The 24,900-nt window shown below is 68.3% G+C and carries 22 protein-coding genes; 14 read left to right on the plus strand and 8 right to left on the minus strand.

The genetic code is table 11. From position 1 onward, the window contains the following. Nucleotides 1-71: 71 nt before the first annotated feature. The 6 genes from RALTA_RS06320 to RALTA_RS06345 form a co-directional block, all read right to left on the minus strand. A complete protein-coding gene (locus tag RALTA_RS06320) occupies nt 72-824 on the minus strand; it encodes an RES family NAD+ phosphorylase (RefSeq protein WP_012352602.1) in 753 nt (250 codons plus the stop codon). Next, nucleotides 784-1,173, minus strand: coding sequence for an MbcA/ParS/Xre antitoxin family protein (locus RALTA_RS06325; protein ID WP_012352603.1), 390 nt, complete (start codon nt 1,171-1,173; stop codon nt 784-786). The genes RALTA_RS06320 and RALTA_RS06325 overlap by 41 nt, the downstream gene beginning before the upstream one ends. Nucleotides 1,174-1,283: 110 nt before the next feature. Beyond that, complete coding sequence (boxA, locus tag RALTA_RS06330) at nt 1,284-2,528, minus strand: benzoyl-CoA 2,3-epoxidase subunit BoxA (RefSeq protein ID WP_012352604.1); 1,245 nt, start codon at nt 2,526-2,528, stop codon at nt 1,284-1,286. Nucleotides 2,529-2,540: 12 nt separating this feature from the next. Further along, a complete protein-coding gene (gene boxB / locus RALTA_RS06335; protein ID WP_012352605.1) occupies nt 2,541-3,965 on the minus strand; it encodes a benzoyl-CoA 2,3-epoxidase subunit BoxB in 1,425 nt (474 codons plus the stop codon). A gap of 31 nt (nt 3,966-3,996) precedes the next feature. After that, a complete protein-coding gene (gene boxC / locus RALTA_RS06340; protein WP_012352606.1) occupies nt 3,997-5,694 on the minus strand; it encodes a 2,3-epoxybenzoyl-CoA dihydrolase in 1,698 nt (565 codons plus the stop codon). A gap of 99 nt (nt 5,695-5,793) precedes the next feature. Next, nucleotides 5,794-6,741: a helix-turn-helix transcriptional regulator gene (locus RALTA_RS06345; protein WP_012352607.1), complete on the minus strand. Its 948-nt coding sequence runs from the start codon at nt 6,739-6,741 to the stop codon at nt 5,794-5,796. Between the two features lie 280 nt (nt 6,742-7,021). On the opposite strand from RALTA_RS06345, the gene RALTA_RS06350 reads away from it, so the two are divergent. The 12 genes from RALTA_RS06350 (at nt 7,022) to RALTA_RS06405 (ending at nt 19,696) form a co-directional block, all read left to right on the plus strand. Continuing rightward, nucleotides 7,022-8,629, plus strand: a complete 1,608-nt coding sequence (locus tag RALTA_RS06350) for a benzoate-CoA ligase family protein (RefSeq protein ID WP_012352608.1) — start codon at nt 7,022-7,024, stop codon at nt 8,627-8,629. A 13-nt stretch (nt 8,630-8,642) separates the two neighbouring features. Continuing rightward, on the plus strand, nt 8,643-9,473 hold the full coding sequence (locus RALTA_RS06355; protein ID WP_012352609.1) for an alpha/beta fold hydrolase: 831 nt from the start codon (nt 8,643-8,645) through the stop codon (nt 9,471-9,473). A gap of 121 nt (nt 9,474-9,594) precedes the next feature. Next, complete coding sequence (locus RALTA_RS06360) at nt 9,595-10,800, plus strand: ABC transporter substrate-binding protein (protein WP_012352610.1); 1,206 nt, start codon at nt 9,595-9,597, stop codon at nt 10,798-10,800. A 102-nt stretch (nt 10,801-10,902) separates the two neighbouring features. Beyond that, a complete protein-coding gene (locus RALTA_RS06365; protein ID WP_012352611.1) occupies nt 10,903-11,769 on the plus strand; it encodes a branched-chain amino acid ABC transporter permease in 867 nt (288 codons plus the stop codon). A 1-nt stretch (nt 11,770) separates the two neighbouring features. Continuing rightward, nucleotides 11,771-12,850 carry a branched-chain amino acid ABC transporter permease gene (locus tag RALTA_RS06370; protein WP_012352612.1) on the plus strand — a complete coding sequence of 360 codons (1,080 nt, stop codon included), beginning with the start codon at nt 11,771-11,773 and terminating at the stop codon, nt 12,848-12,850. Continuing rightward, nucleotides 12,847-13,617 carry an ABC transporter ATP-binding protein gene (locus RALTA_RS06375; RefSeq protein ID WP_012352613.1) on the plus strand — a complete coding sequence of 257 codons (771 nt, stop codon included), beginning with the start codon at nt 12,847-12,849 and terminating at the stop codon, nt 13,615-13,617. Before RALTA_RS06370 ends, RALTA_RS06375 begins: the two co-directional genes overlap by 4 nt. Continuing rightward, a complete protein-coding gene (locus RALTA_RS06380) occupies nt 13,614-14,354 on the plus strand; it encodes an ABC transporter ATP-binding protein (RefSeq protein ID WP_012352614.1) in 741 nt (246 codons plus the stop codon). Before RALTA_RS06375 ends, RALTA_RS06380 begins: the two co-directional genes overlap by 4 nt. Before the next feature lie 322 nt (nt 14,355-14,676). After that, the gene (locus RALTA_RS06385; RefSeq protein ID WP_012352615.1) at nt 14,677-16,575 is read left to right on the plus strand and encodes a potassium transporter Kup; all 1,899 of its coding nucleotides are present in this window, start codon (nt 14,677-14,679) and stop codon (nt 16,573-16,575) included. Between the two features lie 453 nt (nt 16,576-17,028). Then, nucleotides 17,029-17,418, plus strand: a complete 390-nt coding sequence (locus RALTA_RS06390) for a hypothetical protein (protein ID WP_012352616.1) — start codon at nt 17,029-17,031, stop codon at nt 17,416-17,418. Between the two features lie 123 nt (nt 17,419-17,541). Beyond that, on the plus strand, nt 17,542-18,621 hold the full coding sequence (locus RALTA_RS06395) for an alpha/beta fold hydrolase (protein WP_041232322.1): 1,080 nt from the start codon (nt 17,542-17,544) through the stop codon (nt 18,619-18,621). A gap of 196 nt (nt 18,622-18,817) precedes the next feature. Then, the gene (locus RALTA_RS06400) at nt 18,818-19,258 is read left to right on the plus strand and encodes an Hsp20/alpha crystallin family protein (protein ID WP_012352618.1); all 441 of its coding nucleotides are present in this window, start codon (nt 18,818-18,820) and stop codon (nt 19,256-19,258) included. A gap of 15 nt (nt 19,259-19,273) precedes the next feature. Further along, entirely contained in the window at nt 19,274-19,696 is a 423-nt protein-coding gene (locus RALTA_RS06405) for an Hsp20/alpha crystallin family protein (RefSeq protein ID WP_012352619.1), read from the plus strand. Nucleotides 19,697-19,762: 66 nt separating this feature from the next. Here the strand turns inward: RALTA_RS06405 and RALTA_RS06410 are convergent, their stop codons facing one another. Beyond that, entirely contained in the window at nt 19,763-20,818 is a 1,056-nt protein-coding gene (locus RALTA_RS06410; RefSeq protein WP_012352620.1) for a bifunctional UDP-4-keto-pentose/UDP-xylose synthase, read from the minus strand. 3 nt (nt 20,819-20,821) lie between these two features. Further along, on the minus strand, nt 20,822-22,624 hold the full coding sequence (locus RALTA_RS06415) for a glycosyltransferase family 39 protein (RefSeq protein ID WP_012352621.1): 1,803 nt from the start codon (nt 22,622-22,624) through the stop codon (nt 20,822-20,824). 222 nt (nt 22,625-22,846) lie between these two features. On the opposite strand from RALTA_RS06415, the gene RALTA_RS06420 reads away from it, so the two are divergent. Continuing rightward, a complete protein-coding gene (locus RALTA_RS06420) occupies nt 22,847-23,518 on the plus strand; it encodes a response regulator (RefSeq protein ID WP_012352622.1) in 672 nt (223 codons plus the stop codon). After that, nucleotides 23,515-24,879 carry an ATP-binding protein gene (locus RALTA_RS06425; protein WP_012352623.1) on the plus strand — a complete coding sequence of 455 codons (1,365 nt, stop codon included), beginning with the start codon at nt 23,515-23,517 and terminating at the stop codon, nt 24,877-24,879. The genes RALTA_RS06420 and RALTA_RS06425 overlap by 4 nt, the downstream gene beginning before the upstream one ends. Nucleotides 24,880-24,900: the final 21 nt, after the last annotated feature.

Below are 24,900 nucleotides of genomic sequence, written 5' to 3' on the forward strand. Positions count from 1 at the left end.
TTTAGGAAACCTGCCAGCGATGCGCATTGCCGCATGCCATAACGATTAGATCGCCGTAGCGGGGCGGAGGTTCAGCGGGCCTCGGGGGTATCGCTTGTGCGCTGCCACAGCGCGGCCTCGAACTCGAAGCTGTCGCGCTGCTGCAGGTCGTCGCGCTGCCACATCACGCGGTCGCGGCGCACGGTCAGCATCCACGTGGTAGTGGCCAGCGGCATCGGATGCGAGAACGCGCGCGGCGTCAGCACCGCGCCGCAGGGGCCGTGCTGCGGATCGCGCACCGAGGTGTAGCGGATCATGCCGAGTCCGGCTTCGCGCGCGACGCGGCCGAACGCCTGGCAGGGCTCGTGATTATCCGGGTCGGTCCAGGCGGCGCGGTCGCGGTCGAACGGCGGCTGGTCCAGCGCCACGCCGGAGGTCTCGACACGCACTTCGAACAGCGTCTGCGCGCGCGCGTCGATGCGCGGCAGCGCGGGGCTGTCGTTCAGGAAGCGCCAGCGCCAGTAGCCTAGCTCGGCACAGGCCGTGCGGATCTCGTTGGCGCCATAGAACACGCCCGGATCCTGGCTGGCGCGGAAGCGCGAGCCCCACGGCGATGGCGGGTAGCGGAACGGGGTGAACAGCAGGTAGTGCAGATGGCGCGCCTCGAGGGGCACGGCCGGCTTGCCGGCGTCGAGCACCGCTTCCAGGACCGCCTGTTCCTCCAGGCTGTCGACCAGCGGCATGGTGGAGACTACATGCTGGGCTTCCACCGCCCGCCACAGCGTGAGCGCGAACTGCCGGCGCTCAGATGCGACCGCGGGTGGCGTCCAGATAGTGAACGACACGGACCAGACCTTCGGTTGTGCGGATCAGTTCAAGCGGCTTGCCGCCCAGCGCGAGGTTGTCGTTGGTCAGCCATAGCCGGGCCTGGTCGCCATGGCCCAGGATGGCGTCGAGCGAGCGGAACAGGCGCACGAACAAGACGCCGAACTCCCACTCCTTGCGATGCGCATCCAGCACGTAGCCGCCCGATGCCATGCGCGACACCGAGGCGGTGCTGATGCCAAGTACGCTCGCCACCATCGCCTGGCTGATGCCCAGGAAGCCGGCGGCGCGCATGACCGCCTTGGTCAGCGTAGTGCCGGGGTCGGGGCCGCCGGCGGGATCGGTCTCCGGAATCCGCCTGGATTGCATCGCCTGTGCTCCTGTTTCTTCAGAAAGATTATAGGCGATGAATTTCAGAAGGGAAGAGGTTGCCCAAATCCGGCCTGCGACGCGGCGCGCGCCGGTGGCACGGGTCGCGGCTAATAGGTCTCGATATGCAACCGTCCTTCGGCCTTCATGGTGGTTTCCAGCGCCTTCCAGTTAAGACCGGCGCTGGCGCAGACCGTTTCAAATGCGGCCAGCACGCCTTCCTCCATGCCTTTCAGGCCGCAGATATAGACGTGGCCGTTGGCGTCGCCCAGCAGCGCTGCGACGCTGTCCCGGGCTTCGCGGATCGCGTCCTGGACATAGCGGCGCGGCGTGGCCGGGTCGCGCGAGAAGGCGAAGTGGATCTCGAGGAAATCCCTGGGCAGCTTCAGCAGCGGGCCGAAGTAGGGCAGTTCGGCGGCATTGCGCGCGCCGAAGAACAGCAGCCGGCGTCCGTTGAACTGGGCCACGTTGCGGCGCATGCGCTCGGTCATGGCGCGCATCGGCGCCGACCCGGTGCCGGTACAGATCATCATCACGCTGGCCTCGGCGTGGTTGGGCATCAGGAAGGTCGAGCCGAACGGACCCACCACCTGCACCGTGTCGCCCTTGGCCAGGTCGCACAGGTAATTGGAGGCCACGCCCCGCACCGGCTTGCCGTCGTGGTCCTGATCGACCCGCTTTACCGTCAACGCAAGGTTGTTATAGCCGGGGCGCTCGCCGTCGCGCGGACTGGCGACCGAATACATGCGGATGTAGTGCGGCTTGCCCGCGGCATCCGTGCCCGGTGGGACGATGCCGATCGACTGGCCCTCCAGGATCGGGAAGAAATGGGTGCCGAGGTCCAGCACGATATGGTGGATGTCGCTCGAGGCATCCGCGGCCGTGAGCCGGTAGTTGCCGGCTACGGTGGCGGTCACCGGCGCCCGCACGCCATGCAGGTTCACATAGGGATGGGCGGCCGACCACGGCGCGCGCGGCGAAGTATGGCGGCTGGTTTCCACGGCCTGGATCGCGGCGCCGTCGGCCGCGGCCGTGCCGCCGCCCGTGGTGGCGGGCGCGGCTTCGTCCGCGATGTCCAGTTCCGGCAGCGGCACCTCGGCCGGCAGCTCGTCCCACAGCAGCTGGGCCTCGATCGGGTAGGCCTGGCCGCGCAGCATGGTGCGCCAGTTGTCGATGGCGCCGGTCGGGCACGGCGACAGGCAGGCATTGCAGCCGTTGCACACGTCGGCGCGGACCACGTAGTTGCGGTCATCGTGGGTGATGGCATCGATCGGGCAGGTGTCTTCGCAGGTGTTGCAGCGAATGCAGATTTCCGGATCGATCAGGTGCTGCTTGATGATGTCGGGGGCGCCCATGGCGAGTCGGGTTCAGTTAAAGCGCACGTATTCGAAATCCATCGGCTGGCGGTTGATGCCCACCGCCGGCGGGGCGATCCAGTTGGCGTACTTGCCGGGCTCGGTCACGCGGCCCATCAGCGAGGCGACGAACGCGCGGTCTTCGTCGGTCGCCAGCCAGTCGCGTTCGTGAGCCTTCCATTCGGCTTCCGATATCAGCCTGCCGTCGGGCGAGACATGGACGTTGGCCAGCGTGCCGATCTTGCGGTTGAAGGCCTTATGCGGCACCGTCAGGCGGAAGGCGATGCCGGCCTTCTCGATGACCTTGTTCCAGCGCGCCACGCCGCCCATGCTGTCCTTGATGTAGTCGTCGCGCAGCACTTCGTTGAGCGCGTTGAGCATCGGCACCTCACGCTCGCCGAGGCGGCCGTCGCGCACTTCCGGCACGCGGTAGACATCGTTCTTCAGCACATGGTCGTCGGCTCGCTTGCCCTCGTCGAAGCGTCCCTTCAGCCCGGCGCTGTAGAAGGTGGCCGCGTTCGACGACTGGTCGGCGCCGAACAGGTCGATGGTGACGCTGTAGTGGAAGTTCAGGTAGCGCTGGATGGTCGGCAGGTCGATCACGCCCGCGGCGCGCACCTCGGCCGGGTCTTCGATGCCGCGCTCGCGCATGACCTCGCAGGTCCGCTGGATCACGCGCGATACGCCGGATTCGCCGACGAACATGTGGTGTGCTTCCTCGGTCAGCATGAAGCGCGTGGTGCGTGCCAGCGGATCGAAGCCGGACTCGGCCAGCGCGCACAGCTGAAACTTGCCGTCGCGGTCGGTGAAGTAGGTGAACATGAAGAACGACAGCCAGTCCGGCGTGCGTTCGTTGAAGGCGCCGAGGATGCGCGGGTTGTCCTGATCGCCGGAGCGGCGCTCCAGCAGCGCCTCGGCTTCCTCGCGCCCGTCGCGGCCGAAATAGCGGTGCAGCAGGTACACCATCGCCCACAGGTGGCGGCCCTCTTCCACGTTGACCTGGAACAGGTTGCGCAGGTCGTACAGGCTGGGCGCGGTCAGGCCGAGGTGGCGCTGCTGCTCGACCGAGGCGGGCTCGGTGTCGCCCTGGGTCACGATGATGCGGCGCAGGTTGGCCCGGTGCTCGCCCGGCACTTCCTGCCATGCGGCCTCGCCCTTGTGCTCGCCGAAGTGGATGCGGCGCTCGGGATCGGCCGGCTGCAGGAAGATGCCCCAGCGGTAGTCGGGCATCCTGACGTGGTCGAAATGCGCCCAGCCCGATGGATCGACCGACACGGCGGTGCGCAGGTACACCTCGAAGCCGTGCGAGCCGTCGGGCCCCATGTCGCGCCACCAGTCGAGGAACGCCGGTTGCCAGTGTTCCAGCGCGCGCTGCAGCGCACGGTCGTCGGACAGGTTGACGTTGTTGGGGATCTTCTGGCTGTAGTCGATGCTCACGGGCTGTCTCCTGTGTTGTCGGGCGGGTGCGCTAGACGCGGTCCCAGTCGAAGCGGGCCTTGTTGCCGCTGCCGAAGACCTTCAGCGCGCCGTGCTCGCCGACGGCGTTGGGGCGCTGGAAGATCCAGTTCTGCCAGGCGGTGAGCCGGCCGAAGATGCGGGTTTCCATGGTCTCGGCGCCGCCGAAGCGCAGGTTGGCTTCCATCCCCGTGAGCGCATCCGGCGACAGGCTGGCGCGTTCCTCCAGGGCGATGCGGATCTCGTCTTCCCAGTCGATGTCGTCCGGCGCCGCGGTAATCAGGCCGAGCGAATCGGCGCTGAGCGCGTCCAGCGGCGCGCCGATATGGTCGCGCACCGGGCCGAGCGCGGCCTCGTCGCCGTAGAAGCGCGCCGCCAGGCGGGTCTGCCCGTTGGGCATGGGATAGTGGCCGAAATTGAGCGGCGAGACGAACACGCGTGGCGCGTCGTCGGGCGCGTCGGGCAGGTGCAGCATATAGCTGCGGTCGGCGGCCAGCGCCAGTTCCAGCAGCGTGCCGGCAAAACAGGAATCCGGTTCGATGAGTGCGATCAGGCTGCGCGACGACACATCCAGCCGCGCCAGCGTGCGGCGCAGCATGCCGACGGTCTCGCGCACGAACCAGTGGCCGGCGTGCGCCTGCAGCAGGGCATCGGCCGCCAGCACCGCGGCCGGGTCGCCTTCGGTCTTCAGCACCCAGATGCCGATATCGAGGTGGTTGGTGCGCAGCGTCAGGATGGCGTCGTCGAGTTCGCGCGCCATCTTCAGCGGCCACCATTGCGCGCCCGCCGCGACCACGCCGGCGAGATCGGCGGGCTGGTGCTTGTCGGGCCCGAACACGGTCAGCGTGGCCTTGCGCGCGGCGGCATCGATATGCACGCGCACGGTCTCGTAGCGATAGCCGTGCGGCTCCACGGCGCGCGACAGCGGCGTCAGGGTGATGCCGTGGTGGCCTTGCGGGCGGTCGCTGGTGGCTGCCAGCGCCGCGGCGCGCTCGGCCACGTATTCGGCAAAGCGCGCCGGCTTGACTACTTCGTCGACCAGCTTCCAGTCCTTGGCGCGCTGGCCGCGCACGCCTTCGGTGGTGGTGCAGAAGATATCGGCGTGGTCGCGACGCACATGGCGCTTGTCGGTCACGCGCGTGAGGCCGCCGGTACCGGGCAGCACACCCAGCAGCGGTACCTCGGGCAGGCTCACCGCGGAAGAGCGGTCGTCGACCAGCACGATCTCGTCGCACGCCAGCGCCAGCTCATAGCCGCCGCCGGCGGTGGTGCCGTTGCACGCGGCGATGAACTTCAGCCCCGAGTGACGGCTGGCGTCCTCGATGGCATTGCGGGTCTCGTTGGTGAACTTGCAGAAGTTGACCTTCCACGCATGCGAGGACTGCCCCAGCATGAAGATATTGGCGCCGGAGCAGAAGATGCGCTCGCGCGCGCTGGTGAGCACCACGGTGCGGACCTCGGGATGCTCGAAGCGAATGCGCTGCAGCGCGTCGTGCAGTTCGATGTCGACGCCAAGGTCGTAGGAATTGAGCTTGAGCGCATAGCCGGGACGCAGGCCGCCTTCTTCATCGACATCCATCGCCAGCGTGGCGATCGGGCCGTTGAAGCTGAGCTTCCAGTGGCGGTACTGGTCGGGGTGGCGCTCGAATGTGACCGGCGCGGACGCGTCTGCCGGGTCAAAGGGTTGCGGGGCAATGGCCGGCGTGGACATGGCTGTCTCCTGAGTGCACTATAGTGCCTTGCGGCTTTTGATGAAATATAGTGCATGGAGACGGGCGGTGCAACGTCTTTGTCAGCCCGCCGGGCCGGTTCAGGCGCCGGCGGCCTGCAGCCGGGCGCGCAGTTGCTGCAGCGAGGTAGCGGCGTCCTGGCCGCTGGTGTCGATGGAAAGGTCGGCGCGGTCATACAGCGGCGCGCGCGCCTCCAGGATGCGGCGCAGGTCGGCCATGGCCTCGCGGTTGCCTTCCATCGGCCGCATGTCGCCCTGGGCCACCACGCGCGCCATGTGCTCTTCAGGCGAGGTGCGGACCCAGATGGTGAAGCACTGCGCCAGCAGCAGGTTGAAGGTCGCCGGTTCCGACACCAGGCTGCCTGGCGTGGCCAGCACCATGCGGTCGTGTTCGCGCAGGGTCCGTTCCAGCGCGCGCATTTCGTAGCGGCGATAGGCGGCCTGCCCGTACAGCGAGTGGATCTCGGACAGGCTGGCGCCCGCTTCCTGCTCGATCACCGCATTCAGTTCGACGAACGGCACGTCGCGCGCGGCCGCCAGCGCGCGCCCCAGCGTCGATTTGCCGGCGCCGCGCAGCCCGATCAGCGCGATGCGGCGGTGGCGCGCATCGCCCGATTGTTCCGGCGCCAGCGCGTGGCGGCAGGCTTCGCGCACGCGGGCCAGCTCGCCGGCGGGCAATTGCGCCAGCCACTGCACCATTTGCGCGAACTCGGACGCCTGCTGGCCGTTGAGGGTGTCGACCTCGGCCAGCACCACCGGCAGCGGCACGTCCAGCGCGCGCGCCACCTGCCGCAGCAGCAGTACCGACGCATTGCCGGTGCCGGTTTCCAGGTTGGCAAGATAACGCTCGGACACGGCCGCGCCGCGCGCCAGGTCCTTGCGCGACATGCCGCGCGAGGCGCGCAGCGAACGGATGCGCTCGCCCAGCTGGGTCAGGTAGGGGTCGCGTTCGGCGTTGGCAGCGGGCGCGGCAGGCGTGTCGGCCTCGGCGGCGCTGGCGGCGGGCAGCGGAGCGGAATCGCGGCGCATGGTGTCGGTCAGGTAGGTGCGGCCTAAAGAAAGGCTGGGGCGAAAGCAGGGGCGCATTATACGGTCAGCGCAGCGCGCCAAGTGGTGCCGGAGGCGGCTGCCACCGCGAACCCTGTCCTATAGTGCATTCCCTTGGTTGCATAATAGTTGATGTGAAATAAAATGCATCAATAAGCGGATCCGGCTGCCCCAAGACCGGCCCCGACAACAGCGACTGGCCTGGCGCCGTCGCGCGCCTGCCGGCCGGCGGGCCGTGGCGCGCGATACCAAGGAGTGAGACATGACGCCCCCCGACCCTGCGGCTGCCGACGCCGCCAGTGCCATTGCGGCGCTGCCGTCACGCTATAACGCCGCCGAGGACCTGTTGTCGCGCAACCTCCAGGCAGGCCGCGGCGGCAAGACCGCCTACCGCGACGACACCACCTCGCTGACCTACGCCGAACTGGACGACCGTTCCCGCCGCTTTTCCGGGGCGCTGCGCGCGGCCGGCCTGCGCCAGGAAGAGCGCGTGCTGCTGTGCGCGCTCGACACGGTCGATTTTCCGGTGGTGTTCCTCGGTTGCCTGCTGGCGGGCGTGGTGCCGGTGGCGGTCAATACCCTGCTGACGGCGGACGATTACGCCTACATGCTGGACCACAGCGGTGCCCGCGCGGTGGTGGTGTCCGAACCGCTGCTGGCGGTGATGCAGGCTGCGATCGACAAGAGCGGGCTGGCCCCGACCGTGATCCAGGCGGCGCCACATGCCGGCGCCGCGCCGTCCTGCAGCGTCGGCGCGATGCTGGCGCGCACCCGCACGCCGGCGACCGCAGCCAGCACCGGCCCCGACGACATGGCGTTCTGGCTGTACTCGTCCGGCTCAACCGGCCGGCCCAAGGGGACCGTGCACACCCACGCCAACCTGTTCCATACCGCCGACCTCTATGCCCGGCAGGTGCTGGGCATCCGCGAGGACGACGTGGTGTTCTCCGCCGCCAAGCTGTTCTTTGCCTACGGGCTCGGCAACGCGCTGACCTTTCCGATGTCGGTCGGTGCGACCACCGTGCTGATGGCCGAGCGGCCCACGCCCGCCGCGGTGTTCAAACGCCTGCGCGAGCACCAGCCGACGGTATTCTGCGGCGTGCCGACCCTGTTCGCCGGCATGCTGGCCGCGCCGGACCTGCCGGCGCGCGCGGACGTGGCCTTGCGCGTTTGCACCTCGGCGGGCGAGGCGCTGCCGCGCGATATCGGCGAACGCTTCCTGGCGCATTTCGGCTGCGACATCCTCGACGGCATCGGCTCCACCGAGATGCTGCATATCTTCCTGTCGAACCGGCCGGGCGCAGTGCGCTACGGCACCACCGGCGTGCCGGTCCCCGGCTACGAAATCAGGCTGCTCGACGAGCAGGGCCAGCCGTGCGCCGCGGGCGAGATCGGCGAGCTCTTCATCAAGGGCCCGAGCGCCGCGCTGATGTACTGGTGCAATCGCGACAAGAGCCGCGAAACCTTCGTCGGCGCCTGGACGCGCAGCGGCGACAAGTACCTGCGCGATGCGGATGGCTACTACACCTACGCCGGCCGCAGCGACGACATGCTGAAGGTGGGCGGCATCTACGTCTCGCCGTTCGAGGTCGAGGCCGCGCTGGCACAGCATCCGGCCGTGCTGGAAGCGGCGGTGATCGGCGTGACGGACGCCGACGAACTGGTCAAGCCCAAGGCCTTCGTGGTGCTGCGCCCGGGCCAGCAATGGCACGACGGCATGGCGGCGGAACTGCAGGCCTTCGTCAAGTCGCGCCTGGCGCCGTACAAGTACCCGCGCCAGATCGAATGCGTGCCGGAACTGCCCAAGACCGCCACCGGCAAGATCCAGCGCTTCCGCCTGCGCCAGCGCGAGCAGGCCGCGCGCGGCTGAACTTCTTTAACCGATGCAACCAATGTCCATGCCCGGCAGCCTGGTCGAGATCCCGTTCGACAACCGCCGTATCCAGATCGAATACCAGTGGCTGCGCCCGGAGCGCGCGCAGCGTCCGCTGGTGGTGTTCCTGCACGAGGGCCTCGGCTCGGTCAGCATGTGGCGGGATTTTCCGCGCGACTTCTGCGAGGCCGGCGATTACTGCGGACTGGTGTTTTCCCGTTACGGCTACGGCCGCTCCACGCCGCGGCCGCACGGCGAGAAGTGGCGCCCCGATTTCATGCACCGGCAGGCGCGCGAGGCGTTGCCCGCGCTGTTCGATGCGCTCGAAATCGGACCCGGCCGCGCGCACGGCACGCCCTGGCTGCTCGGCCACAGCGATGGCGGCTCGATCGCGCTGATCCATGCCGCCAGCTTCCCGGAGGCGGTGGCGGGCATCACCGTGCTGGCGCCGCATATCGTGGTCGAAGACCTGTCGGTGCGCAGCATCGCGGCGACGCGCCAGGCCTACCTGGAAACCGACCTGCGCGAGCGGCTGGCGCGCCACCACGCGGATGTCGATTCGGCGTTCTGGGGCTGGAACGATATCTGGCTCGACCCGGAATTCCGCCGCTGGGACCTGCGGCCGCTGCTGTCCGGCATCCAATGCCCGGTGCTTGCGGTGCAGGGCGAAGACGACGAGTACGGCACCATGGCGCAGATCGAGGGTATCCATCGATATGCCCCCCAGACCACCTTGCTTAAACTCGCGCGATGCGGACATTCGCCCCATCGCGACCAAAAAGATCCGTTGACGCTGGCCGCGGTTCGGCATATAAACGCATATACTTCAAACCTAAAATAATTCGGCTTCCCGCCGGTTGCGCAGGGGTTCCCGGTGCCAGGTGCGCCGGCGGCCCATGGCAAGGGCAGGGGTGACCGGCAACGGTCCAGCGAGCCAACCGGCTTGACCACCAGGAGACACCATGCGTCGCTTCCCATCGCGCAGGCTTGCGCCTGCCTGCCTTGCCGTCGCCACCGTCTTTGCCATGGCCGGCGCGTCGGCGCAGACCGCGGCCCCCGCGGCCGGCGCTCCCGCCGGCGGCAAGATCAAGGTCGGCTTCATGCTGCCGTACACCGGCACCTACGCCGCGCTGGGCAACGCCATCGAGAACGGCTTCCGCATGTACGTGCAGCAGCAGGGCGGCAAGCTGGGCGGGCGCGAGATCGAGTACTTCAAGGTCGACGACGAATCCGATCCGGCCAAGGCGCCGGAGAATGCCACCAAGCTGGTCAAGCGCGACCAGGTCGACGTGGTGGTGGGCACGGTGCATTCCGGCGTGCAGATGGGCATCGTCAAGGTGGCCAAGGAAAACAATACGCTGCTGATCATTCCCAACGCCGGCGTCGACGAGGCCACCGGGCCGCTGTGCGGGCCCAATATCTTCCGCACCTCGTTCTCGAACTGGCAGCCGGGCTATGCGATGGGCCAGGTGCTGGGCGAGCGCGGCCTGAAGAAGGTGGTAACGCTGACCTGGAAGTACGCCGCCGGCGAGCAGTCGGTCAAGGGCTTCAAGGAGGCGTTCGAGGCCAAGGGCGGCAAAGTGGTGAAGGAACTGAGCCTGCCGTTCCCCAATGTCGAGTTCCAGGCGCTGATCACCGAAGTGGCATCGCTCAAGCCCGACGCCGTGTTCGTGTTCTTTGCCGGCGGCGGCGCGGTCAAGTTCGTCAAGGACTGGGCCGCGGCCGGGCTGAAGGACAAGATCCCGCTGTACGGGTCGGGCTTCCTCACCGACGGCACGCTCGAGGCGCAGGGCAACGCCGCGCAGGGCCTGGAGACCACGCTGCATTACGCCGACGGCCTGACCAACCCGCGCGACAAGAACTTCCGCCTGGACTACGCCAAGACCTACAAGCTGCAGCCCGATGTGTATGCGGTGCAGGGCTACGATGCGGCCCAGCTGCTGGCAGCCGGCGCGAGCGCCGTGAAGGGCGACATGACGCGCAAGGCCGAGCTCTACAAGGCCATGGGCGGCGCCAGGATCGACAGCCCGCGCGGCACCTTCACGCTGTCCAAGGCGCATAACCCGGTGCAGGACTTCTACCTGCGCAAGGTGGACGGGCGCGAGAACAAGGTCAGTGCCGTGGCGGTGAAGGCGCTGGCCGACCCCGCGCGCGGGTGCCGGCTGTAAGCGCTTTAACACCCGCGTGTTTTCTCCCCTTTCCCGCACGCGGGGGAGGGGAGCTTGCCACCAGCCTGCGTGGCGCTATCGGTTCCTTGATGTATTGCCCGCATGGACATCGTCTCCTTTCTCATCCAGTGCCTGAACAGCGTCCAGTACGGCCTGCTGCTGTTCCTGGTCGCCAGCGGCCTGACGCTGATCTTCGGCATCATGGGCGTGATCAACCTGGCCCACGGCAGCTTCTACATGCTGGGCGCCTATCTGGCTTTCACGCTGGCCGGACTGACCGGCAACCTGTTCATCGCCATTCCGCTGGGCATCGTGCTGGCGGTGGCGTTCGGCTATGTGCTGGAGTGGGCCTTCTTCAGCTACCTGTACGAGCGCGACCACCTGCAGCAGGTGCTGATGACCTATGGCCTGATCCTGGTGTTCGAGGAATTGCGCAGCATCCTGGTCGGCGATGACGTGCACGGCGTGCAGGTGCCGGCGCTGCTCGACGGCGCGCTGCCGATCGGCAACGACATGACCTATCCGGTGTACCGCCTGTTCATCTCCGCCGTGTGCCTGGTGGTGGCGCTGGCGATGTACTACGTGATCCGCCGCACGCGCCTGGGCATGATGATCCGTGCCGGCGCGACCAACCGCGAGATGGTGCAGTCGCTGGGCATCAATATCACGGTGCTGTACCGCTTTGTGTTCGCGCTTGGGGTGGCCCTGGCGGTGCTGGCCGGCATGATCGCCGCGCCGGTGTCGTCGGTCTATCCGGGCATGGGCGCGCAGGTGCTGATCGTCTGTTTCGTGGTGGTGGTGATCGGCGGCATCGGCTCGGTCAAGGGCGCGCTGGTGGCGTCGCTGTTGCTGGGCTTTGTCGATACCTTCGGCAAGGTGTTCTGGCAGGAGGCAGCCGGCGTGCTGATCTACCTGCTGATGGCGGTGATCCTGCTGTGGAAGCCGCAGGGGCTGTTCAAGGCGGGGTGACATGAATCCGACGACATTGCCGGCACGCCGGCACGCTGCGCGCAACGCCACGCTGGCCACCGCGCTGGGCTGGGTGGTGGCTTTCGCGGTGCTGGCCGGGCTGCCGCTGCTGCTGACCGCCGACAGCCACAAGTTCTATATCGAGCTGCTCAGCAAGGTGATGATCATGGCGATCTTCGCGCTGTCGCTGCAGCTGCTGATCGGCTACACCGGGCTGGTCAGCCTGGGCCATGCCGCCTACTTCGCCATGGCCGCCTATGCCACGGCCATGCTGGCGCCGCAGAGCGGGCCCGGCAACGGCTGGGTGCTGCTGGCCGGCGCGCTGGCGGCATCGGCGGCGCTGGCGCTGGTGGTGGGCGCGCTGGTGCTGCGCACGCGCGGCGTGTATTTCATCATGGTGACGCTGGCGTTCGCGCAGATGGTGTACTTCGTGTTCCACGACACCAAGGTCGCGGGCGGCAGCGATGGCACCTATATCTACTTCCGCCCGGAATTTCCCGTGCCGGGCGAGCACCTGCTGACGGTGAACGACCCGATGCACTTCTACTGGCTGGTGTGGCTCGGGCTGGTGGCGACCGTGGCTGTGCTGATGCTGGTGCTGCGCTCGCGCTTCGGCCACGCGCTGGTCGGCATCCGCCACAACGAGCAGCGCATGCGCGCGGCCGGCTATGCCACTTATCGATACCAGCTTGGCGCCTTTGTCGCAGGCGGGCTGCTGGCAGGGCTGGCCGGGTTTCTCTATGCGATCCAGTTCGGCTTCGTCAATCCGGAGATCGCGTCGTGGCACCAGTCGGGCAACGCCATGCTGATGGTGATCCTCGGCGGCGTCGGCAGCCTGGCCGGTGCGGTGCTGGGCGCGTTTTCGTTCGTGCTGCTGGCCGAGTGGTTCAGTACGCTGACCAAGCACTGGCAGCTGCTGATGGGCGGGTTCATCATTGTCGCGGTGGCGCTGCTGCCGCGCGGGCTGGTCAGCCTGCCGTCGGTGCTGCGGCACGGACGCCGGCGCCGCCGCAATGGCGATGCCGGCTCCGGCACCGACGAAGCCGCCGCCGAGCCGCGCAGCCATACGGAGGCCGCATGAACGCGCCCGCCAGCCCCATCCTCGAGGCGCAGCAGCTGACGCGGCGCTTCGGCGGCCTGACCGCCGTGGCAAGCGTCGACCTGACGCTGGCGCTGCACGAGATCCACGCCGTCATCGGCACCAATGGCGCCGGCAAGTCGACCCTGATCAATATGCTGTCCGGTGAACTGTCGCCTTCCTCCGGCCGCCTGCGGCTGAAAGGCGAGGACGTGACGGGCTGGTCGCAGCACCGGCTGGCGCGGCATGGAGTAGGGCGCAGCTACCAGCGCAACAACATCTTCCTGCCGCTGACGGTGCGCGAGAACTGCCGGCTGGCGGCGCAGTCGCGCGCGCAGCGTGCCTGGCGGCTGTGGGAAAGCGCCCAGGGCTGCCGCACCAGCGCGACGCTGGCCGACGAGGCCATGGAGCGGGCCGGGCTGGACCACCTGGCGGACCGGCGCGCCAGCGATCTCGCGCACGGGCAGAAGCGCCAGCTGGAGGTGGCGATGTGCCTGGCCACGCAGCCGGTCGCGCTGCTGCTGGACGAGCCGCTGGCGGGCATGGGCGCGGAAGAGTCGGCGCGGATGCTGGCGCTGCTGCGCGGCCTGCGCGAAGGCCACGCCATCCTGCTGGTCGAGCATGACATGGACGCGGTGTTCTCGGTCGCCGACCGCATCACCGTGATGGTCAATGGCGCCGTGATCGCCAGCGGCAGCCCCGAGGCCATCCGCACCAACCACGACGTCCAGGTGGCCTACCTGGGCGAGGAAGAGGACGAGGCCGCATGAACCAGCAGAACTCCGCCTCGGCCCCGGCCGCGCCGATGATCGAGGCCACCGGCATCAATGCCTGGTACGGCTCGAGCCACGTGCTGCGCGACATCGACTTCACCGTCGGCGCGGGCGAGACGGTCGGGCTGCTCGGGCGCAACGGCATGGGCAAGAGCACGCTGCTGCGTACGCTGCTCGGCCACGTGCGCCAGCGCCAGGGCCGGATCCTGGTGGCCGGCCGCGATGTCTCGCGCGCGCAGCCGTTCGAGGTCGCCCGGCTGGGAGTGGCCTACGTCCCCGAGGGGCGTGGCATCTTCCCCAGCCTGTCGGTGCGCGAGAACCTGCTGATGGCCGCGCGCAAGGGCTGCAATGGCCGCAGCGACTGGGACGAGGCACGCGTGCTCGACCTGTTCCCGCGCCTGAAGGAACGTCTGTCGCATGGCGGCCAGCAACTGTCCGGCGGCGAGCAGCAGATGCTCTCGATCGGCCGCGCGCTGATGACCAATCCTGACTGCCTGGTGCTGGACGAGGCCACCGAAGGGCTGGCGCCGCGCATCGTGCGCGAGATCTGGGCCGTGATCGCGACCGTGCGGACCACCGGTATCGCGTCGGTGGTGGTTGACCGCAATTTCCGCTCGGTGCTGGCGCACGCCGACCGCGCCGTGGTGCTGGAAAAGGGCCGGGTGGTGCTGTCCGGCCCCGCATCGGACCTGGCTGGCAAGCCGGAAGCGCTGGACCGCTACCTGGGGGTCTGACCGGCACCAATGTGGCGGAAAAGGCGCTGTTGTTGCCCTGCCGCAACGGCACTTGCGGGCGCAAGGTGTCGCTGTTTTGCTCTGCCAGGGCTTGACCATCCGCCACTTCCCTCCCATTCTTGCGAAGTCACGAAAGCGGCATCCCGTTTTGCCGCAGTGGTCGATAGTCGACAGTTCCACTAGAATTGCGCGCGTTTGTGCAATGCAATAAGAACCGCAACCAGCACCGGCCCCTGGCGCAGCAAGCTGTTGCGCCGGATCGGACCGGCCCGCGGCAGAGCCAACAAACCTGCCGGCGCTCCGGTCGGGCAGACCCAACTTCATGACCCAGTCCACAACCAGCCACTATTTTGTCGAGAGCCCCAGCACGCGCGCGCTGGTGCTCGGCGCGGTAGGCGTCGTCTTCGGCGACATCGGCACCAGCCCGCTCTACGCCCTCAAGGAATGCTTCAGCAAGGAACACGGCATCGCCTTCAGCACGGACGCCGTGCTGGGCGTGATCTCCATGCTGTTCTGGGCCATGATCATCGTGGTCTCGATCAAGTACGTGGTGTTCGTGATGCGGGCCGACAACGACGGCGAGGGCGGGGTGCTGGCGCTGATGGCACTGGTGCTGCGCACCGTGGCGGCACGCTCCGGCAAGGCCAAGGTACTGATGATGCTGGGCATCTTCGGCGCCTGCATGTTCTACGGCGACGCGGTGATCACGCCGGCGATCTCGGTGCTGTCGGCGGTGGAGGGACTGGAAATCGCCGCGCCGCAGCTGTCGCAGTTCGTGATACCGATCACGCTGGCGATCCTCGCGGCGCTGTTTCTGATCCAGCGCCACGGCACCGCGGCAGTGGGCAAGCTGTTCGGGCCGGTGATGACGGCGTGGTTCCTGGCGCTGGGCGCCTTGGGCATCTACAACCTGGTGCAGGCGCCCGAGATCCTGAAGGCGGTGAATCCGTACTACGGCATTACCTTCCTCGTCGAGCACGCGCTGCAGGCGTTCATCGTGCTTGGCTCGGTGTTCCTGGTGCTGACCGGCGCAGAGGCCCTGTATGTCGACATGGGGCACTTCGGCGCGCGCCCGATCCGCATCGGCTGGTTCATTCTGGTGATGCCGTGCCTGATGCTGAACTACTTTGGCCAGGGCGCGATGCTGTTGAACAACCCGGCCGGCGCCGAGAACCCGTTCTACCTGATGGTGCCGGAGCTGCTGCTGATCCCGATGGTGCTGCTGGCCACCTGCGCCACGGTGATCGCCTCGCAGGCGGTCATCTCGGGCGCGTACTCGCTGACCAGCCAGGCCATCCAGCTGGGCTTCCTGCCGCGCATGCGGGTGCGCTACACCTCGGCGGCCGAGATCGGCCAGATCTACCTGCCGGTGGTCAACTGGATGCTGCTGGTGCTGGTGTTTGCCGTCGTGATCTCGTTCAAGAAGTCCGAGAATCTCGCCGCTGCCTATGGCATCGCGGTGACCACCACCATGGTCATCACCACCATCCTGGCGACGGTGTGCATGCGCAATGTCTGGAAATGGAACCCCGCGCTGGTCGCGATGCTGGGCACGGCCTTCCTGGTGGTGGACTTGTCGTTCTTCGCGGCGAACCTGCTCAAGGTTGCCGAAGGCGGCTGGTTCCCGCTGCTGCTGGGCAGCACTGCGTTCTTCCTGCTGATGACCTGGTACAGCGGCCGCAAGCTGCTGCGCGCGCGCAGCCTGGAAGACGGCATCCCGCTCGAGCCGTTCATCGCCGGCCTGCTGGCGCACCCGCCGCACCGGGTCGAAGGCACCGCGGTGTTCCTGACCGGCAACACCGATTCGGTGCCGGTCTCGCTGCTGCACAACCTGAAGCACAACCGCGTGCTGCATGAGCGCGTGGTGTTCCTCAACTTCATCACGCGCGACGTCCCCTACGTGGACGACGACCATCGCCTGAGCTGCAAGGACCTGGGCGGCGGCGTGTTTATCCTGAAGTCCGAGTACGGCTTCAAGGAAACGCCTGACGTGCAGAAGGTCCTGGACCTGGCCGATCGCAAGCTGGACATGCATTTCGAGCTGATGGAGACCTCCTTCTTCATCGCCCGCGAATCGGTCATCCCGTCCAAGCTGCCTGGCATGCCGATGTGGCGCGAAAGCCTGTTCGCCTGGATGCACCAGAACGGCGCCAAGCCGTCGGACTTTTTCCAGATCCCGGCCAACCGGGTCGTGGAACTGGGTACCAAGGTCGAGATCTGAGCGCGCGGGGGCAGCGTCCGCCGCCCCCACCGTCCGCTCTGCCAGCCCCCGGGCCTGCGCCGCCAGGCGTCCCGGGGGCTTTTCTTTGGGCGGCGATGTCCGGGGGGCGGGGCACAGGTCCCGGAAACCGGGCTGCCGTCGGCCTGAACCGGGACCGTGGACTCATGCGGCAAGCCCGACCGCATCCGACAATGCGTCCCTCAGCTTGTCTCAGCCCCGCGCCTTGCGGCAGTTCCCTCCCCGGCGTGGCGGCATCCAGACTGCCCAGCACACCCCGGATCCCGGAGTCCGGCGCCACGCCGCTGCCCTGATGGGATGGCAGCCGAGCCGCGCCAGGCAATGGCTTGCACGGCACGGGCGATCCCGTGCAGCCACGCCGCTTTGTCTTCGATCGCCCGCATGACGGATTTGCCGGGGTAGACCCGCCCCCGGCTACCGCAGTTGGAGATTGCAATGCATAGGAATCTTGCCCAGACCCTCGTTGCCGCTGCCGCATTCGCCGCCGGCTTCAGCCAGGCGGCCCAGGCCGGCGCGTATGGCGAAGCCCTGGCCGCTGCCGTGCCACGCCATGCCGCCCAGCGCGATGCTTTTACCGAGGGCGCGCGCAGTCCGGCCGCGGGCACCGCGCTGCTGCCCGTGGTCGCGCGCGGCAATCTTTCCGTGTGCCGCGTGCGCGGCTTTGAACCCGGTCATGACGGGATGCGCAAGCCGGACCCTTATACGGACGGCGCGCGCGTGGGCCGCTTCGACGTCTTCACCGAAGGCGCGCGCGCCCGGTCTCGTGATCCGTATGTCGACGGCGCGCGCAGCGATGCGCGCGGCAGCGGCGAATGCCTGTCCTGAAGCCGCTGCGGCGCTTTTGCGCCGCCCATCCTTTGCCTAAGCTAGGGAGGTCACGCGGCGCGCCCGCATGGCAGCCGCGGCCCGCGGCTGCCGGCGGGCAGCTTGCGCCCGCGCGGCCCCGACATGCCGATGTTCAAGCAGCAGATCCGCCTGTGCACCAGCCGCGATGGCGTGCGGCTGGCCTATGCCGTCACCGGCAGCGGCGCGCCGCTGGTCAAGGCGGCCAACTGGATGAGCCACCTGGAGTTCGATGTCGGCAGCCCGGTGTGGAGCCACATGATCACGGCGCTGTCCGAGACGCATACGCTGATCCGCTATGACGAGCGCGGCTGCGGCCTCTCCGACCGCGACATCGAGGACTTGTCCTTCGACGCCTGGCTGCGCGATCTCGAAACCATTGTCGACGCCACCGGCGTGGACCACTTCCCGCTGCTGGGTATCTCGCAGGGCGCATCGATCGCGGTGGCCTACGCGGTCGCGCATCCGCAGCGCGTCAGCCACCTCGTGCTGCACGGCGGCTACGCGCGCGGGCGCCTGAAGCGCGACCATCTCAGCCAGCGCCTGCGCGAGGAAGCCGAGCTGATGAACAAGCTGGCCGAACTCGGCTGGGGCCAGGAGAACCCCGCCTTCCGCCAGTTCTTCACCACGCAGTTCATCCCTGGCGGCACCGCCGAGCAGCATGCCTGGTTCAACGAACTGGAGCGCGTGTCGACTTCGCCGCTGAATGCCGCGCGCTTCATGCGCGTGTTCAACGAGATCGATGTGGTGGCGCTGCTGCCGCGCGTCTCGTGCCCGACGCTGGTGCTGCACGCGGTGCGCGATGCGCGCGTGCCGTTCGACGAGGGACGCCTGATGGCCAGCGAGATTCCCGGCGCGCGCTTCGTGCCCCTGGAAAGCGGCAATCACCTGTTGCTGGACACCGAGCCCGCCTGGCGCCGCTGGCTGGAAGAGGTGCGTGCGTTCCTGCCGTCGGCGCAGCCGGCACGCTGCCCCGCGTTCACCGCGCTTACGCGCCGCGAGCGCGATATCGTCGAACTGATCGCGCAGGGGCGCGACAACGCGCAGATCGCTGCACACCTGGACCTGTGCGAGAAGACCGTGCGCAACCATATCACCAGCATCTTCGCCAAGCTGGAAGTGGAAAACCGCGGGCAGGCCATCGTGCTCGCGCGCAAGGCCGGCTTCGATCGCGCCGGTGCCTGAGACCTCATTCAGGGCGCCGGCACAGCCGTGCCGGCACCGCGCCATTTCCCTCTTGAAATCCTCCCGGCTGGTCACTAACTAAGGGTTGCCCAGCCGCTGCAGCAACGCGCTGTGGCTTCCCGGCCAGCGGCGCCACCGATGGCAGGGAACCCAGGCGTCCGTGCGCCTTCCCGCTGCACAGAAGGAGGATCCAACCATGAGTGATTTCATTTTCGGGACTGATCTGTTCAGTGAATTCGACCGGATGCAACGGCAGATGGCTGGCCTGTTCGGCGGCTTTCCGTCGAGCCTGCGCTCCGGGCGTTTCGGTGCGTTTCCGCCGCTCAATATCGGCACTACCGACGACTCCATCGAGATCGTGGTGTTTGCCCCGGGCCTCAAGGCGGAACAGTTCGATGTGTCGGTCGACAAGGGCCTGCTGACCATCAGCGGCGAGCGCGCCGCGACGCAGCCGGAGGGCGACGCCGAAGCGCGTCCCTATGCGCAGGAGCGCTTTGCCGGCAGCTTCCGCCGTGTGATCGAGTTGCCGCAGGCGGCCGATCCCGACAAGGTGCAGGCGCGCTATGCCAACGGCTGCCTGTCGATCAGCGTCGGCAAGCGCGAGGCCTCGCGCCCGCGTGCCATCACCATCAGCTAACGTGAGGAGGTAGCCATGACCGATTCGAATCCAGTCGTCCAGCGCGACCAGGCCAGTGCGGCCGGGCAGGGCGGTGCCGTGGCGCAGCGCCGCGACGAGGCGCCGGCCATGACGCTGATTCCCGCCGTCGATATCTTCGAGACCGCCGCCGGCGTGACGCTGTGGGCGGACCTGCCGGGGGTGCCGCGCGAGAAGCTGGAAGTCAACGTCCACGACAGCAACCTGCGCATCGAGGGCGAGGCGGTGCTGCCGATGCCGGCCGGCCTGCGCGTGCAGCATGCCGAAGTGCGGCAGCCGCGCTATGCGCGCACCTTTACGCTCAGCCCGGATCTCGACGCGTCGGCGATCCAGGCCAATTTGCAGGACGGCGTGCTCAAGCTGACCATCCCGCGCCGCGATGAAGCGCGGCCGCGCCGGATCGAGGTCTCGGTGGGCTAGGCGTGCCCGGATGCAGAACGGCGGTGCCCAGGCACCGCCGTTCTGCTTTGCATGGTCCGCGAGCGCTCAGCCCTGGTTGACCAGCACGCGGGCGTCGCTGACGTGGCCGCGGTACGCCTCGAAGATGCGGCGCAGCGCCGCTTCCATGCCGATCTCCGGGCGCCAGCCCAGTTCCTCGATGGTGTTGTCGATTTTCGGCACGCGGTGCTGCACGTCCTGGTAGCCCTTGCCGTAGAAGTCGCCCGAGGAGGTCTCGACGATTTTGGTGAGGCGCGCCTGCTGCGCGTACTCCGGGTAGTCGGCGGCCATCTTCAGCATCATCTCGGCCAGCTCGCGCACCGAGTGGATATTGCCGGGGTTGCCGATGTTGTAAATCTTGCCGCTGGCCACGCCGCCCGGGTTCTCGATGATGCGCATCAGCGCGCTGATGCCGTCGGCGATGTCGGCGAAGGCGCGTTGCTGCGCGCCGCCGTCGACCAGCTTGATCGGTTCGCCGCGCACGATGTGGCCGAGGAACTGCGTCACCACGCGCGACGAGCCTTCCTTCGATTCGAAGATCGAGTCCAGCCCGGCGCCGATCCAGTTGAAGGGGCGGAACAGCGTGTAGTCCAGGCCCTGCTCCATGCCGTAGGCGTGGATCACGCGGTCCATCAGCTGCTTGGAGCAGGCATAGATCCAGCGCGGCTTGCTGATCGGGCCGTAGACCAGCGGCGAGGCGTCGGGGTCGAACGCCTCGTCGCTGCACATGCCGTAGACCTCCGAGGTCGACGGGAACACCAGGTGCTTGCCGTACTTGACCGCGGCGCGCACGATCGGCAGGTTGGCTTCGAAGTCGAGCTCGAACACGCGCAGCGGCTGGCGCACGTAGGTGGCGGGGGTGGCGATGGCCACCAGCGGCAGCACCACGTCGCACTTGCGGATGTTGTACTCGATCCACTCCTTGTTGATGGTGATGTCGCCCTCGAAGAAGTGCATGCGCGGATGCTCGACGAGATCGCCGAGGCGGTCCGTGTTCATGTCCATGCCGTAGACTTCCCACGGCGTGGTTTCCAGGATGCGGCGCGTCAGGTGGTGGCCGATGAAGCCGTTGACGCCAAGGATGAGTACTTTCTTGACTTGCATGCGTTAAGGAGTGGCGTGGAAATCGGAAACAAGCCGGCGCGTCTGGCGCTCGCCGGCCAAGGCAAAGTTGGACACCGCAACTCGGCGCCAGTCGCGCGCGATGACATGCATCGGCACACGCGCGCTCAGTTCGGCAAACGTTGCCGGCGACAGCAGCGCGACGGCGCGCGGACCGTGCTGCCAGGCGTCGACGAAGGCCTCGACGGTCGGCACCCACTTTTGCGGCTCCTGCGCGGCGCCGAAGTCCAGTTCGTCGGCCTGCGCCACCATGGTGAGCGGATGGCCGAGGTAGAACGGCAGCGTATGGTCAAGCATGCCGACGCCGTACAGCGGCATGCCGGGCCGCAGCACGCGTTCGATCGGCGCCACCAGGTCGATGCCGGAGGCTGCACGGCCGATCGCTTCGTGGCCCAGCAGCGCGGCGGAGAACGCCAGCAGCATGCCGAACGCATAGCCGGTGACACTGGCCATGCGGCCGCGGCGCCGTTGCAGCCATCGCGCCGCGGCGGCACTCGCGATCAGCAGCGCGCACGCCAGCGCCACCCACGGCGCATAGGCGCGGTATAGCGCGTTGGGCGTATGGTTGGCATCGAGCGTGGCCACCCACGGGCTCGCCAGCATGCCGAGCGTGCCGACGGCCAGCATGGCGCGCAGCTGCCAGTCCCAGGCACGCTCGCCGGCCTGCGTCAGCGCCACGCCGGCCAGGATGCCGAGCGCGGGAAACATCGGCACGATGTAGCCCGGCAGCTTCGAGCCGGACAGGCTGAAGAACACAAAAATGGCCAGCGCCCACAGGCCGGTCATCAGCGCCGGCTGGAAGGGCGGGGTGGCGCCGGCGCCCGCGGACCGGACCACGCCGGCGCGTTGCGCGACCGCGCGGACCATGCCCGGCAGCAAGCCCAGCCAGGGCAGGAAGCCGCCTGCCAGCAGCGGCACGAAGTACCACGGCGCGCCCGGGCGCGCATGCGCGGTCGAGGTATAGCGCTGCCAGTGCTCGTGGATGAAGAAGAAGCGCAGGAATTCGGGGTTGCGCCGCGCCACCAGCCAGTACCACGGCACCGCCACCAGCAGCATCAGCGCGATCCCGGCCGGGGCATGCAGGCGCCGCCACAGCGCCAGGTCGCGCGTCACGGCGGTGTAGAGCACCAGCACCAGCCCGGGCAGCACCACCCCGACCAGCCCCTTGGTGAGCACCGCCACGCCCATTGCCGCCCAGCACGCCAGCATCCAGCGGCGGCGCGCGGCCGGCGCAGTGGCCGGATGCTGCGCCAGCAGCAGGCCCGCCAGCACGCAGGCCATGGCGCCCGACAGCGTCATGTCGAGCGTGTTGAAATGCGCCGCCACGTTCCACATTGGCGCGCCGGCCAGCACCAGCCCGGCCATCACCCCGGCGCGCTTGCCGAACCAGCGTGCGGCCGCCAGCATCGATGCCCCCAGCCCCACGGCGCCCGCCAGCGCCACGCACAGCCGCGCCTGCCAGTCGCCAATGCCGAACAACGCGTAGGACACCGCCGTCATCCACATGTGAAGCGGCGGCTTCTCGAAGTACTTCAGGCCGTCATAGCGGATCGTGACCCAGTCGCCGCTGTTGAGCATCTCGCGGGCGATCTCGGCATAGCGGCCCTCGTCGGGGCCCAGCAGGTGACGCATGCCGAGCGTGCCGAACCACAGCAGCGCAAAGGCCATCACCACCAGCATCGGCACCAGTATCGGCACCCCGGCGGTGCGTGCCGCATCCCCGGCCATGGCGGCCCTGGCAGGGAGCAGACCCGGAGCGGCGGCAACGCGGTCGGGATGGTGCGGCATGCGGGAACGGAACAGCATGGGCGGGAACAGGATGGCGCGGCACAGGCCGCGGCAAGTGGCGAGCGGGCCGGTGCGGGCGGACCAGCCATGTCCACGCCGGTGAGGCGCGCCGCGTTGTACGGGCAGGCAATTGAAAGGTGAGCGGAGCATAATCCGCGAACCTTAATGGCACATTAAGCGGCGCGCGCACCACGCCGTGATACCTCCAGGCCACTCCAGAGCATGAGACTTTTGATTGTTGAAGATGACCCGATGCTGGGCGACGGCCTGCGGCGCGGCCTGCAGCTGCTCGACTACGCGGTCGACTGGTTTCGCAACGGCACCGACGCCGATCACGCGCTCGGCCTGGCCCACTACGATGCCGTGGTGCTGGATCTGGGCCTGCCGGGCGAAGACGGCATGACGTTGCTGGCGCGCTGGCGCGCGCGCGGCAGCCGCATCCCGGTGATCGTGCTGACCGCGCGCGATGCCGTCGACAGCCGCATCGGCGGGCTCGATGCCGGTGCCGACGACTACCTGGTCAAGCCGGTCGCGCTCGATGAACTGGCCGCGCGGCTGCGCGCTGTCACGCGCCGCGCGGCGGGGATGTCCGCCCCGGTGTGGCAGCACGGCGCGCTGACCTTCCACCCGGCCGCGCGCCAGGCGTACTGGCAGGGCAAGCCGGTCGAGCTGACCAGCCGCGAAGCCATGCTGCTCGAACTGTTGCTGGCGCACCCCAACCGCCTGCTGACGCGCGAAATCCTGCGCGACAAGCTCTATGACTGGCAGGGCGGGATCGAGAGCAACGCGCTGGAAGTCCACATCCACCACTTGCGCCGCAAGATCCATCCGAAGATCGTGCGCACCTTCCGCGGCGCCGGCTACACGCTGGGCGCGGCCGAGGACTGCGCATGACGCTGCAGCGCAGGCTGGTGCTGGCGGTGCTGGTGGCCGCGCCGGTGGTATGGCTGCTGACGCTGGGCATGACCTATGTGCGCGCGCGGCACGAGATCAACGAGCTCTATGACACCGACATGGTACGCATGGCGCTGCAGATGCAGTCGGTCGTGCCGCTGGTCGACATCGGCGCGGGCATGTCGCGCGCGCGCGTGCCGCGTCTCGACGAAGGCGACCTGGGCGACGCCGGCCTCGGCGACCTGGCCATTGCCGCCTGGCTGCCCGACGGCAAGCCGCTGCATATCGATCCCGACGGCGACAAGCTGCCCCGCGCCGAGGGCGTCAAGGGCTTTACCGAAGTCACGCTCGAGCGGCAGCGCTGGCGGCTCTATTACCTCGACGATCCCGACACCGGCTGGCGCGTGTGCGTGGGCCAGCAGCTGGGCGAGCGCAATGAGCTGATCCTGTCCTACATTGCCGCGCAGGTGCTGCCTTGGGCCGTGGGCCTGCCGCTGCTGATCGGCCTGCTGATCGGCTTCATGCGCCGCGCGCTGGCGCCGGTGCGCATGCTGTCCGCGGATATCGAAGCGCGCGCCGCGGACGATCGCCGTCCGCTCAGCCTCGATGCCGTGCCGGGCGAACTGGTGCCGCTGGTGCACGCGATGAACCGGCTGCTGGCGCGCGTCTCCGATTCGATCGAGCATGAGCGGCGCCTGACGGCGGATGCCGCGCACGAAATGCGCACGCCGCTGGCAGCGCTCAAGGCGCAGTGGGAAATCGCCGAGCGCTCGCCCGACCGCGACGAACGCGCGCTGGCGCGGGCCAATGTCGCCGCCGGCATCGACCGTATCGGCCGGCTGGTGTCGCAGCTGCTGACGCTGAGCCGGCTCGAGGATGCCGCCGGGCTGCCGTCGCGCCAGCCGGTCAACTGGATACCGGTGGCACAGCAGGCGTTGTCCGACTGCCTGGCGCTGGCGCAGCACAAGCAGGTCGACGTGGAGCTGGCCTGGCCGCCGCCGGGCCAGGCTGCGTTGCCGGTCGCGGGCGATTCCGCGCTGCTGTCGCTGCTGCTGCGCAACCTGCTCGACAACGCGATCCGCTACAGCCCGCCAGGCGCGCTGGTGCTGGTCGATTTCCGGCCCGACAGCATCACCGTGCGCGACCAGGGTCCCGGCGTCGCGCCCGAATTGCTGGCGCGCCTCGGTGACCGCTTTTTCCGCGGCGGCGCCGGGCAGCACGAGCAGGGCCACGGCCTGGGCATTTCCATCGCGCGGCGCGTGGCGCGGCTGCATGGGCTGGAGCTGGGATTTGCCAACGGGGCCGACGGTGCCGGGCGTGCCGGCACGGGACTGGCCGTGCGCATCGCCCGCGGCGCCTGAAACAGCCTGAAACAGCCTGAA

Source organism: Cupriavidus taiwanensis LMG 19424, assembly GCF_000069785.1.
In the GTDB taxonomy this organism is placed as follows: domain Bacteria; phylum Pseudomonadota; class Gammaproteobacteria; order Burkholderiales; family Burkholderiaceae; genus Cupriavidus; species Cupriavidus taiwanensis.